The 11847-nt window shown below is 72.6% G+C and carries 11 protein-coding genes and 1 tRNA gene; 9 read left to right on the top strand and 3 right to left on the bottom strand.

Going from position 1 to position 11847, the window contains the following annotated elements:
• The 4 genes from ACXJKG_RS14230 to ACXJKG_RS14215 all read left to right on the top strand — a co-directional run.
• The coding region (locus ACXJKG_RS14230) for a peptide ligase PGM1-related protein (protein ID WP_456846401.1) at positions 1–274 on the top strand (274 nt) is incomplete at its 5' end.
• Entirely contained in the window at positions 271–864 is a 594-nt protein-coding gene (locus ACXJKG_RS14225; RefSeq protein WP_456846400.1) for a histone deacetylase, read from the top strand. The genes ACXJKG_RS14230 and ACXJKG_RS14225, both read left to right, overlap by 4 nt.
• Positions 865–982: 118 nt before the next feature.
• A complete protein-coding gene (locus ACXJKG_RS14220) occupies positions 983–2302 on the top strand; it encodes a glycosyltransferase (RefSeq protein ID WP_456846399.1) in 1320 nt (439 codons plus the stop codon).
• Positions 2303–2401: 99 nt separating this feature from the next.
• A complete protein-coding gene (locus ACXJKG_RS14215; protein ID WP_456846398.1) occupies positions 2402–2902 on the top strand; it encodes a DUF2231 domain-containing protein in 501 nt (166 codons plus the stop codon).
• A gap of 70 nt (positions 2903–2972) precedes the next feature.
• Here the strand turns inward: ACXJKG_RS14215 and ACXJKG_RS14210 are convergent, their stop codons facing one another.
• Positions 2973–3854 carry a helix-turn-helix transcriptional regulator gene (locus ACXJKG_RS14210; RefSeq protein WP_456846397.1) on the bottom strand — a complete coding sequence of 294 codons (882 nt, stop codon included), beginning with the start codon at positions 3852–3854 and terminating at the stop codon, positions 2973–2975.
• A 130-nt stretch (positions 3855–3984) separates the two neighbouring features.
• Here ACXJKG_RS14210 and ACXJKG_RS14205 point away from each other — a divergent pair, with 130 nt between their 5' ends.
• The 5 genes from ACXJKG_RS14205 (at position 3985) to ACXJKG_RS14185 (ending at position 8484) form a co-directional block, all read left to right on the top strand.
• Positions 3985–5007 (top strand): zinc-dependent alcohol dehydrogenase family protein, encoded by a 1023-nt coding sequence (locus tag ACXJKG_RS14205; RefSeq protein ID WP_456846396.1) that lies wholly within the window; start codon positions 3985–3987, stop codon positions 5005–5007.
• 29 nt (positions 5008–5036) lie between these two features.
• Positions 5037–6236, top strand: a complete 1200-nt coding sequence (locus ACXJKG_RS14200) for an MFS transporter (protein ID WP_456846395.1) — start codon at positions 5037–5039, stop codon at positions 6234–6236.
• A 140-nt stretch (positions 6237–6376) separates the two neighbouring features.
• Entirely contained in the window at positions 6377–7882 is a 1506-nt protein-coding gene (locus ACXJKG_RS14195) for an outer membrane protein assembly factor BamB family protein (protein ID WP_456846394.1), read from the top strand.
• A 142-nt stretch (positions 7883–8024) separates the two neighbouring features.
• A tRNA-Lys gene (locus ACXJKG_RS14190) sits at positions 8025–8097 on the top strand.
• Between the two features lie 150 nt (positions 8098–8247).
• On the top strand, positions 8248–8484 hold the full coding sequence (locus tag ACXJKG_RS14185) for a DUF7455 domain-containing protein (protein ID WP_456846393.1): 237 nt from the start codon (positions 8248–8250) through the stop codon (positions 8482–8484).
• A gap of 18 nt (positions 8485–8502) precedes the next feature.
• Here the strand turns inward: ACXJKG_RS14185 and ACXJKG_RS14180 are convergent, their stop codons facing one another.
• Positions 8503–10578 carry an RCC1 domain-containing protein gene (locus ACXJKG_RS14180; RefSeq protein WP_456846392.1) on the bottom strand — a complete coding sequence of 692 codons (2076 nt, stop codon included), beginning with the start codon at positions 10576–10578 and terminating at the stop codon, positions 8503–8505.
• A 111-nt stretch (positions 10579–10689) separates the two neighbouring features.
• Positions 10690–11619 (bottom strand): SDR family oxidoreductase, encoded by a 930-nt coding sequence (locus ACXJKG_RS14175; protein ID WP_456846391.1) that lies wholly within the window; start codon positions 11617–11619, stop codon positions 10690–10692.
• Positions 11620–11847: the final 228 nt, after the last annotated feature.

The raw sequence follows: 11847 nt of genomic DNA, 5'->3' as shown, positions 1-11847 counted from the left end.
CGTCGCGACCGACCACCTCGAGGCACCCGAGCTGCGCGCCCTGCGGGTGGTCGACCTGTTCGACGTCGTGGCGCGGCACGGCCTCCACTTCGACCAGTCCCGGCAGACGGGCGTCGTGTTCCACATGATCAGCTGCCTGACGGAGCTGGGCCGCGTGGGCCTGACCGCCGTCGGGGACACGCCGGAGCAGGCGATGGACCTGTATGCGCGCGCCGAGGAGGTCCTCCTCGGCGAGGCCGCGGCGGCCGGGCGCGCGCGGGCGCTGCCGGGATGACGACGGACGCCGTCGACGACGTCTGGTACGTCGCGTACGGCTCGAACCTGAGCGCGGACCGGTTCCGCTTCTACCTGCACGGCGGGCGCCCGCCGGGGAGCCTGCGGACCTACCCCGGGTGCCGCGACCGGACCGAACCCGTGCGTACCGTCCACCTCGTCGTCCGCGGCAGCCTGTCGTTCACGGGGGCGTCGAAGGCCTGGGGCGGGGGCACCGCGGTCTTCGACCCGGACGGCGACGGCCGGGTCGCGGCGGTCGCCTACCTGCTGCGCACCGGGCAGCTGGCGGACGTCCTGGCCCAGGAGATGCGCCGCGACCCCGGCGAGGACCTGGACCTGCAGATGCTCCGTCGCGAGGGTCGGCACCGCTACGGGCCCGGGCGCTACGAGACGATCGTGCACCTGGGGGCACGCGACGGGATCCCGCTGGTCACCCTGACGTCCGAGCCGTTCGACGACGCGCCGCTGGCGACGCCGACCGAGGCCTACCTGCGGACGATGGAGACCGGCCTGCGCGAGACGCACGGGTGGGGTCCCGCCGAGGTGCGTGCGTACCTCGCCGCGATCCCGGGCATGAGCGCGTCGCTCTGAGGGGATGCGTCAGGGGAACCCGGACGGACCGGATGTATCAGGCCGGTCCCGCCCGGTTCCTGACAGCGCGGCAAACCCGCCACCCCCCTCTACCGTGCCGACACTGGAGAGCACCGTCATGAGCAAGGTCCTGTTCACCCTCACGCCGATCACCGGGCACGTGCGACCCGCGCTGCCGATCGTGCGGGCCCTGGTCGACGCCGGTCACGACGTCGACGTCTACACCGGCAGCAAGTTCGCCGACGCCGTCGAGGCCGCCGGCGCGCGGTACGTCCCCATGACCCTGGGCCGCGACGAGGACGACTCCGACGTCAGCGCCTGGTCCGACGCGAACGGCGCCCCCGGGCCCGGCCTGCGCCGGCTGCGCTGGGAGGTCGTGCACCTCTTCGTGCGGACCGTGCCCGCCTACGTCGACGACGTCTCCGCCTACCTGGCCGCCGAGCAGCCTGACGTCGTCGTCGTGGAGAGCGCGTTCGTCGCCGGGGCGCTCGCCGCCCGGCGGCACGGCGTGCCGTCGATCCAGCTGTCCGTCCTGCCCCTGCAGCTCTCCGGCCGCGACGTCCCGCCGTTCGGGCCCGGCCTGCAGCCGCCGCGCCACGCGCTCGACCGCCTCAAGCAGCGGGCGCTGACCCTGCTGATCCAGAAGGTCGTCTTCCGCGACGCGCAGCGCGAGGCGCAGCTCGTCGCCCAGCAGGTGGGCGCCGGCGACCTCGACGTCTTCTTCTTCGACTGGGTCGGGACGATCGCCGACCGGCTGCTGCAGGCGTCGGTGCCCGGGTTCGAGTACCCGCGCCTGGAGCCGCACCCCGAGCTCGAGTTCGTCGGCCAGATCACGCCGCGCGGCGTCGACGCGTTCGACGAGCCCGCCTGGTGGTCGGACGTGCTGGCGGCCCGCGGGGCCGGGCGGCCCGTCGTCCTGGTGACGCAGGGGACGATCGCCACCGACCCCGACCGGCTGCTGCGCCCGACCCTGGAGGGGCTGGCCGACCAGGACGTCCTCGTGGTCGCGACGACCGCGATCGGGGAGCCCGACGAGGTGGTGCCCGACCGGCCGGCAAACGTGCGCGCCGCACGGTTCGTGCCGTTCGAGCACCTGCTGCCGCTGGTCGACGTGATGGTGACCAACGGCGGCTTCGGCGGGGTCCAGCAGGCGCTCGCGCACGGCGTCCCGCTCGTCGTCGCCGGACGGACCGAGGACAAGGCCGAGGTCACCGCCCGGGTCGTCTGGTCGGGCACCGGGGTCGGGGTCCGCACCGACGCGCAGGACGTGGCCTCCGCCGCCACCGTCCGCTCCGGCGTGCTGGAGGTGCTGGCCGACCCGTCCTACCGGCGGCGTGCGACCGAGCTCGCTGCGGAGTACGCGCGCTACGACGCGGTCGCCCGCACGGTCGAGGTCGTCGAGGAGACGGCGCGGGAGCGCGCGACGGTCGGCGCCTGAGTGGTCTCGGAGCGCGCACCCAAGGCTGTGCGCGCTCCGAGAATCCGCTGAGAATGCGCCCCTAGCGTCACGCAGGCATCCCCATCGACGGAGGTCGGCGTGAACGAGGTCAACGGTCTTCCCACCCACATCCTGCTCGTGCACGCGGTCGTCGTGCTGCTGCCCCTCGCCGCCGTGCTCGTGGCGGTGACCGCGTGGTGGCCGGTGCTGCGCCGCAGGCTCGGCGTCATCACCCCGATCCTCACGGTCGGCTCCACGCTCCTGGTCCCGCTCACGACGCACTACGGGGAGTGGCTCGAGGGCCGGGTGCCGCACTCGGACCTGGTCGAGAAGCACGCCGGCCTGGGCGACGGCGTCCTGCCGTGGGCCCTCGCCCTGTCCGCGCTGTCCGTCGCGATCTGGCTCTGGGGTCGGTACGTCGACCACCAGGACGGGGCGCGGACCGCCCGGGACCGGTGGATCGGCATCGTCGGTGGGGTGCTGGCCGTGGTGGTTGCGGCGGGCACCGTCGTCGCCGTGGTGAAGGCCGGCGACTCGGGCGCGCAGGCCACGTGGGACGGCAAGGTCTCCACGCAGCAGTCCGGGGACGGCGACGACTGACGTCGGGTCGACGGAGCGGCGAGAACCGCGATCACGGTGACGACCGAAATCCGGGTGCGTGAACGTCGAGTCAGAGTGAGCGCGCGTCCGAGCCCAGCGGTTCGTGGGTCGCGGCCCAGCTGGCGAGCAGCTGGAGGCGTTCGGCCGTCGGGCTGTTGGGCTCGGCGGTGTAGATCGTCAGGGTGATGGCGTGCTCGGCGACGAGCTCCATGGCCTGGTAGTGGACCTCAAGATCGCCGACGACCGGGTGGTGGAAGTCCTTGGTCCCGGTGGAGTGCTGCCGGACGTCCTGGGCGGCCCAACGCCGGCGGAACTCCTCGCTCCGGGTCGACAGCTCACCGATCAGGTCCTGCAGTCCCTTGTCGTAGGGGTCCCGCCCGGCCTCGGCACGAAGGATCGCGACGTCRTTGTCGGCGATGCGGTCCCAGTCGCCGTAGAAGCGTTCGGAGCGGTCCCGGTGCAGGTAGGTGAACCGCGCGAAGTTCGGTGGCGTGCCTGTGACGTCGTAGATGTCGTCGTAGAAGGCGCGGGCCAGAGCGTTCGTCGCGACGATGTCCATGCGCCCGTTGCGGATGAACGCGGCCGCTCCGGTGATCGCGTCGAGCATCGACTGCTGCGCGGGCGTCGCGGTCCAGACCCTCTCCCGGCGACGCGTCCGGGGCCGCCCGGTGCTGCTCGCGGCGTTGGCCAGGTCGAGCAGGTACTGACGTTCGGCGTCGTCGAGGCGCAGCGCGTCGGCGATCGCGTGCAGCACGGCATCGGACGCGCCGGCGAGGTTCCCGCGCTCGAGGCGCGTGTAGTACTCGATGCTCAGGTTCGCCAGGGATGCGACCTCGCCGCGACGAAGCCCGGCCACGCGTCGGGCGGACCCGGCGGGCAGGCCGACCTGTTCGGGGGTGAGCCTTCCGCGGCGCGAGACCAGGAAGGCGCGTGCCTCTCCGGTGGTGTCCATCCCTCGACGGTATCTGCGGGTCGCCGGCCGTGGGGTGCCCTGCCAGGGCACCTCAGAGCAGAGACTCCCTGTCCGCACGCCGGGCGGCTTTCCTTGCGGGAGCCCCGAAACCGTCTGGATGGAGAGATCGATGCGTGGTGCAGTGCTGTACGGAGCCGGTGACGTGCGGGTGGAGGACCGACCCGACCCCCAGATCGTCGAAGCGACGGATGCGATCCTGCGCCTGGTCGCCACCTGCATCTGCGGATCGGACCTGTGGCCGTACCGGGGCGTCGACGCGGTCGACGAGCCGCTGGCGATCGGCCACGAGTACGTCGGGATCGTCGAGCWGGTCGGCGCCGACGTCACGACGATCACGCCGGGTCAGTTCGTGGTGGGGTCGTTCTTCGCCTMGGACAACACCTGCGCGATCTGTCGGGCCGGCTACCAGTCGTCGTGCATCCACCGGCAGCCTGGTGCCGCGACCGGCGGGCAGTCCGAGCTGCTGCGCGTCCCCCTCGCCGACGGCACCCTCGTGGCGACTCCCGGGATCCCGCCGGCCGACCTGATCCCGTCCCTGCTCGCAGCATCCGACGTGCTCGGCACCGGCTGGTTCGGCGCCGTCGCCGCGGAGGTCGGACCGGGCAAGACCGTCGCCGTCGTCGGCGACGGCGCCGTCGGTCTGCTCGCGATCCTGGCGGCCAGACAGCTGGGTGCCGAGCGGATCATCGCGATGAGCCGGCACGCCGACCGGCAGAGGCTGGCGATCGAGTTCGGCGCGACCGACATCGTCACCGAGCGCGGCGACCAGGGCGTCGAGCGCGTCAAGGAGCTCACCGACGGGCTCGGCGCCCACAGTGTCGTAGAGGCCGTCGGCACGCAGGAGTCGATGATGCAGGCGATCCGCGCCACCCGGCCCGGTGGGCACGTCGGCTACGTCGGAGTACTGCACGACGTGTCGCTGCCCGGTGAGGAGCTGTTCTTCTCCCACGTGCACCTGCACGGCGGACCCGCACCCGTGCGCCGGTTCCTGCCCGAGCTGATCGACCTGATCTGGACCCGGCAGATCGACCCGGGCAAGGTCTTCGACCTCGAGCTGCCCCTCGAGCAGGCCGCCGACGGGTACCGCGCGATGGACGAGCGCCGCGCGATCAAGGTCCTGCTTCGGCCCTGACCCGATCCGATCCACAGGAAGGACCACCCGTGAGCCTCAGCTACGCCGCACCAGCCGCTCCGGTTGAGACACCCCCTGACCGGCTGCCCTGGCGAGCCCTGTCGGTGTTCGCGCTGCTGGGGTTCCTGCTCATCTCCACCGAGACGATGCCAGCCGGGCTCCTGCCGCAGATCGCCGTCGGGATGGGAACCTCCGAGGGGGTCGTCGGCCAGTACGTCAGCGCCTACGCGCTCGGCACCATCGTGGTGACCATCCCGGCGATCGCACTGACCCGCAGGTTCCGGCGCAAGCCGCTGTTCCTGCTGGGCATCGTCGGCTTCCTGCTGGCCAACCTCCTCACGGCGATCGCCTCGGACGTCCCGCTCGCGCTCGTGGCGCGGTTCGTCGCGGGTGGCTTCTCCGGGATGCTCTGGGGTCTGTTCGCCGGCTACGCCGTCCGGATCAGCCCGCCGGCGCTCACCGGCCGCGCGCTGTCGCTCGTCGCCGCCGGTGCACCCGTCGGCATCGCGTTCGGGACGCCGCTGGGCACCTGGCTCGGCACCACGTTCGACTGGCGCTGGTCGTTCGGTGGCCTGGCGATCCTGACGGTCGTGGTCCTGGCTCTGACGGTGCTGCTCGTCCCGGACGCCTCGGGCCAGGCCGCCGCCCACCGGCTCCCGCTCGCCCGCGTCTTCCGCATCCCGGGCGTCGCCGCGATCCTCGCCGTGATCTTCACCTGGATGCTCGGCAACAGCACCGCGTACACGTACATCGCGCCCTACCTGCACGACGCCGGCGCGGGGGTGTCCATCGAGCTCCTCCTGCTCGTCTTCGGCATCGCCTCCATCGGCGGGCTCGTGCTGACCGCCGTGCTCGTCGACCGCCACCCCCAGGCCCTGGTCATCTCGTCCATCGCGGTCTTCGCGGTGGCTGGCGTGATCCTCGTCGTCGGCCACGCATCGCCGGTCGCGATCTACGCCGCCGTCGTCCTGTGGGGGCTGACCTTCGGCGGCGCCTCGCCGCAGCTGCAGCGACCGCTCAGCGCTGTCAGCGGGCACAGCGCCGACGTGGCGAACTCGTTCCTGCCGGTCGCGTTCAACCTCGCCATCTTCGCCGCGGGCATCCTCGGCGCCCTCCTGCTCGGCACGGTGGGTGGCGTTGCCGTTCCACTGACCATGACCGTCTTCGGTCTCGTTGCCCTGCTCGTCATCGTGACGTCTCGCCGCTCCGTCTACCCAGGCGGACGATGACCGTGCCGGCCCCGAATCTTGGCACTGACCTCGCAAGATGACTCACGGCCAGGTCGGAACGCCTTCTGCCTGCACAAGCGAACGGCTCACGTGCCAGGCATTCCGGCACTATCGCGGCCCGTCGTCGGTACCGTCGCGCCATGAGGGGACGCGACACGCAGGCCGTCGAGCTGGCCGACGCCGAGTCGACGCACGCGTCCCAGGACAACGCCGCTGACGCGAGCCCGAGCGCCACCAGGTCGACGACGACGTTGCGGTGGGCGCTCGCCGGTGGCGCCGCGCTGCTCGTCGCGGCGCTCGCGGCAACCCAGGGCACCATCAGCTGGCGCCAGAACGCAGCCATCGCACGGCTCGCCGCTGTCCAAGGAGTCGTGCCCGAGCTCGACGGGCACCTCGACGCCGGCACGAGCTACTCCGCGATGGAGACCAGCGTCCTGGTCGGGTCGCCGGGCGATGGCCGGCTGGTCCGCGGCCCTGATGGCTCACTGACCTACCACTGGGGTCCCGCCGACCACCCGACCTGGACCACGCAGGTGCTCGGACCCGTTCCCGCCCTGGCCGGTGCGCTGTCCGTCAGCAGCCCGAGCCTGTGCGCGCCCGACGTGACACCGGACGCCGATGCAACCGACGCCCCGCGGGTCGTCTGCCTGATCACCGACGGCGGCACGGCGGTCCTCGACGACCAGGGCCGGAGCACAGACGTGCCCGCGACCGCGACGTTCGTCGAGGTTCTCGACACCGCCTCTGGCGCTCCGCTCGCGCGATGGCCCGCACCCGCGACAACGACGTTCACGCTGCTGGACGGGCAGATCATCGTCGGGACCACGCAGGGCACCACCGACATCGTCACCAGCCGCGACGTGCTGTCCGGTGCCGTGACCTGGACCCATGAGGTCCCTCTGGCCGCCGACCCACCGCGCGGCGGTGTGAGCGTCTCCCGCTTCAAGGACATGCTCATCCTGCAGACATCGGCCGGGCGGATCCAGCTGCTGTCCCCGGACGGTCACGTCATCCGCGACGACATCGGCGCGGACTCGAACGCCCTCTGGGGCTGGCAGCCCGGCCCGACCGGCCGGCTCGTCCTGGAATCCTGGGACGAGGGAGGAACCCTCTCCGCGACGCTCCTGGCACCAGACGCGAACCCGGACGCCGACCGGACCCTCACCGGCGGGCTCGCGCAGCCCGGCGTGGACGACGGCAGCGTCCCGGGGCTTCTCCTGACCGCGGACACGGCACTGCACGCGTGGGACGCCGACACCGGCGCCCCACGCTGGACCTCGCCGGGCCTGTTCGACCTCGTGGAAGGCCCCACTCGGCCGTCCATCCTCGTCATCCGCAGCCGGGTGTACGTCCTGACCTCGACCGGTGTCCTCGCACTGGACGGGTCCACCGGCGAGCCCCTGTGGCGGATCAAGCCCGACAAGGGGCAGGTCGCGACGACCCTTCTGACAGACGCCCACCACCTGTTCGTCGGGTACGAACGCGCCGACCAGGCCGGCAACGGACAGCTCGTCGCGTACCCCTTCGACGACGGTGCACCCGCCTGGCACATGGCCTACCCGAACGGGATCGATCACGTCGTGGCCCGGGCCGGCAAGCTCGTCGGCTACGACCAGGGCTACACGACGTTTACGCTCCTGGACTGACTCCGCGCACGGGGCGACGCCACGAACACGGGCCCCCACACGACGTGTCGTAGGGTTTCGTGCCGGAGGCGGCGGACGTGAGGTCGGCTGAACCACACGGGAGTTATCCCGAGGGTTCCACGGATTAAACCCCGCAACCCCCGGGCCTCTAGCTCAATTGGCAGAGCAGCGGACTTTTAATCCGCGGGTTGTGGGTTCGATCCCCACGGGGCCCACCGACCCGGACCACCCACCCCGGTGCGTTCCCCGCTGAGCGAACACCGATCCGGAATGGTGACCGGTCGTGGACGGTTCGGATGGGCAGCACAGGCGTTGCCCGTCCTCCCGACGAGCACCGCTCCCCCAGCGAGACGAGGTGTCCGTCCATGACCACCGCGACTGTCGACCAGCGCACCACCACCGCCCAGCTCACCCGGCAGGACCGGTGCGACCGCTGCGGCGCCCAGGCGTACGTCCGGGCGACCCTGCCGTCGGCCGGCGGGATGGAGCTGCTGTTCTGCGGCCACCACTTCCGGGCCCACGAGCTCAAGCTGGTCGCCGCCGGCGTCACCATCCACGACGAGCGGCACCGGATCGACGAGCAGCCGGCCGAGCGGGTCTGACCCGACGCCCGAGCCGGGTCAGTCGCGCAGGCCGGCCGAGTGGCTGAAGTCCGTCGTCACGTCCACCCAGCGGTTCGAGGTGCCGATGCGGACCGGCGTCGGCGCCATCGTCGTGGTGCCGTCGCCGACCTCGCCGAAGTAGTTCTTCCCCCACCCGACGAGCGCGCCGCCGGTCGTCACGACGAAGCCGTCCTGGTCGCCCGCCACCAGCACCGAGGCCTGCCACCACGCGTTGCGCGGGAGGTAGGTCGGGGTCAGGCGGTTGGTCGTCGTGCCGTCGCCGAGCTGGCCGACGTCGTTGCGACCCCACGCGAAGACCGAGCGCGCCGCCGGGTGGTAGCCACCGAGTCCAAGCGAGGACACGCCACCCGCCGACGCAGCGAACCACAGCCGCGTGGGCGCGATCTGGAGCGGACGCGACCGGTCGTTCAGCGTGCCGTCACCGAGCTGGCCGTACGCGTTGGAGCCCCAGGCCCACAGGGTCGAGTCGCTGCGGATCGCCACGTTGTGCAGGCCGCCGGCAGACGCGGACACCCACCGAGCCTCGGTACCGACGCGCGTCGGTGACAGGTGCTGCGTGAAGGTCCCGTCACCGAGCACGCCGTGCGTGTTGTCGCCCCACGCCCACATGGTGCCGTCGCTCTGCAGGCCGAGCGTGTACTGGGCTCCGGCGGAGACCATGACCCAGTGCGTCCCGGTGCCGATCCGCACGGGGCTGAGCCGGCTCGTGGTGGTGCCGTTGCCCAGCTGCCCGGTCCAGTTGCGGCCCCAGCCCCACAGCGTCCCGTCCCGCTTGAGGGCGAGCGTGTGCGACGGGCCTGCGGAGACCCACGCCCACTGGCTGGTGGACCCGATGCGGACCGGCGTCGGGTGCGGGTTCCGCGTGCCGTCGCCGAGCTCGCCGTCGGTGTTGAGTCCCCAGGCCCACAGCGTCCCGTCGGACTTGATGGCGACGGTGTGGTGGCCGCCGACCGAGACCCGCGCCCAGGTGGCCTCGGTGCCGACTCGCACCGGGCTGTGGCTCGCGGTGGTCGATCCGATGCCCAGCTCACCGAAGTCGTTCGCACCCCACGTGTAGAGGGCGTGCCCGGCGGGCAGCCGGGCGGTCAGCGTGGCCGTGCCGACGAGCGTCGAGGCCGCGAGGTCACGCACGGTGATCGTGCGCGTCCCCGGGTTCGCGAGCACCACTCCTCGAACGCCCGAGAACGTGACGGTCCCCGCGTCGGCCGCGACGAACCGGTACTGGCTCGGCGTGAACCAGCCGCCCGCACCGGTGTCGGTGCTGCCCAGTGCGACCGTGCCGGCGTACGTCGGCACCGCGTTGCCGAAGACGTCCCTCGCCGTGACGGTGAGCGGGAAGCGGACGCCCGTCGTGACCTCGGCCGGCGCCTGCACCGCGAGCGTCACCACCGGGCCCGGCTGAACCGCGACACCGACGATCGACCTGCTCGTGAGCGCCGGGTCCGTCGCGGTGATCAGCGCGCTCGGAGCAGTCACCAGGGTGACGGGCAGGTCGCGGCTGCCCGCGTCCGAGGCCGTGAAGGTCCACGGCGCCGGCAGGACGGCCTTCGGGTCGGTGCTGGTCAGCCCGACGGTGCCTCGGTACGACGTGACCAGGTTGGTCCACGCGTCCTTGGCGGCGACCCGGACGGTGAACGGCACGCCGGCCGACACCCGCGAGGGGGCCTCGAGCTGCAGCACGGTCGCCGGGCCGGTTGCCACCCGGAGCGACGCCGAGCCCGCGAGRCCCGCCTGGTCCGTCGCCGTCACGAGCCGCGTACCGGCGGTGTGCAGGACGAGCCCGACGAAGGCGTGGACGCCCGCGTCGGCAGTGGTGAAGCTGTACGCGGCGGGCAGGACCGGCCCTCGGGGGTCGTCGGTGGTCAGCGCCACCGTCCCCCCGTACCCGGTGGCCGTCGCGCCGGTGGCGTCGACCGCGGTCACCGTGACCGTCAGCGGCGTACCGGCCACCGCCGTCGCCGAGGTGGTCACCAGCAAGGAGACGGCGGCCCCGGGCTCCACGGCCACCGCCGCCGGAGCCAGGACGACGGCGAGCACGCCGACGAAGAACGCCACCAGAACCCGACGAGACATCACGCGCCTCCGCGCCAGCGCCCGCAGCGGGGGCCCGCCCCGTCGCTGGGACTTCGGGCTCCACGGTCGTCCACCGACGACGACCTCCCCAGGGCCAGAGGTCCCGACCTGTCACGCCGAGGTGTAGAACCCCGCCTCGAGGTCGTCGAGCAGACCGGGATGCGTCGGCTCCCAGCCCAGCCACTCCCGGGTGAGGGCGCTCGACGCCGGGGTGTCCAGGGCGAAGAACCGGCCGATCCAGCCGAAGTGCTCGGCCGCGGCCGTCGGGTCGATCGAGGTCGCGGACAGCCCGAGCCCGTGGCCGATGGCCTCGGCGATCTCGCGGGTCGCCACGCCCTCCTCACCGACGGCGTGCACCACGGTCCCGCCCTGCGCACCCTCGAGCGCGAGCCGCACCAGGTGCGCGGCGTCGAGGCGGTGGACTGCGGGCCACTGGGCCGACCCGTCCCCGACGTAGCCCGACACGCCCGTGGCGCGCGCGATCCCGGCGAGGGCGGCGACGAACCCGTGGTCACCCTGGCCGTGCACGGTCGGTGCGAAGCGCAGGCCGACGGAGCGCACGCCCCGGTCCGCGTAGTCGAGCGCGAGGTTCTCGGCCCCGCCGCGCATGCTCTCCGGCCCGCGCTGGGTGCTGGCGTCGCGCTCCGTCGCGACCCGGCCCGGGGTGAGCCCGGCGACGCCCGACGCCAGCAGGAACGGGCGGTCGGACCCCTCGAGGACGTCGAGCAACGTCTGGACGACCGTGCGCTCGGTGCGCCACGCGCCGGCCATGTCGGAGAAGTCGTGGTTGAAGCCCAGGTGGATGACGGCGTCGGCCGCGGACGCGGGGGCACGCAGACCCTCGGGGTCGTCGAGGGAACCGCGGTGGACCGACGCACCGGCGGCGGCGACCGCCTCGGCGGACCGGTCCGAGCGGGCGAGGCCGACAACCTGGTGACCGGCGTCGAGCAGCTCGGCGGTGACGGCGGAACCGATCCAGCCGGAGGCACCGGTGACGAAGACGCGCATGAAGAGCTCCCTGGTGATGTCATGGACTGTCATCACGACGATACGCCTCATGTCAGCGGCTGTCATCACGAACGACGCCCGAGCAGCTGTCGGCGGCGGTCCGTAGCCTGGCCCGATGGCCGTGGAGGTGCTGCCCGCGTTCGGGCGCTACGACGACTTCTTCGAGGTCGTCGGCGTGAAGAAGCCAGGCGGCGGCGGCTGCTGGTGCATGGCGTACCGCGACAGCCGGGTGCCGTCGGAGGAGCGCGGGCAGTACATGCG

It is taken from the genome of Cellulomonas sp. P5_C6 (genome assembly GCF_054049635.1).
The sequence above is the reverse complement of the archived record's forward strand: the minus strand, read 5'-3'. Positions and strand labels throughout refer to the sequence as shown.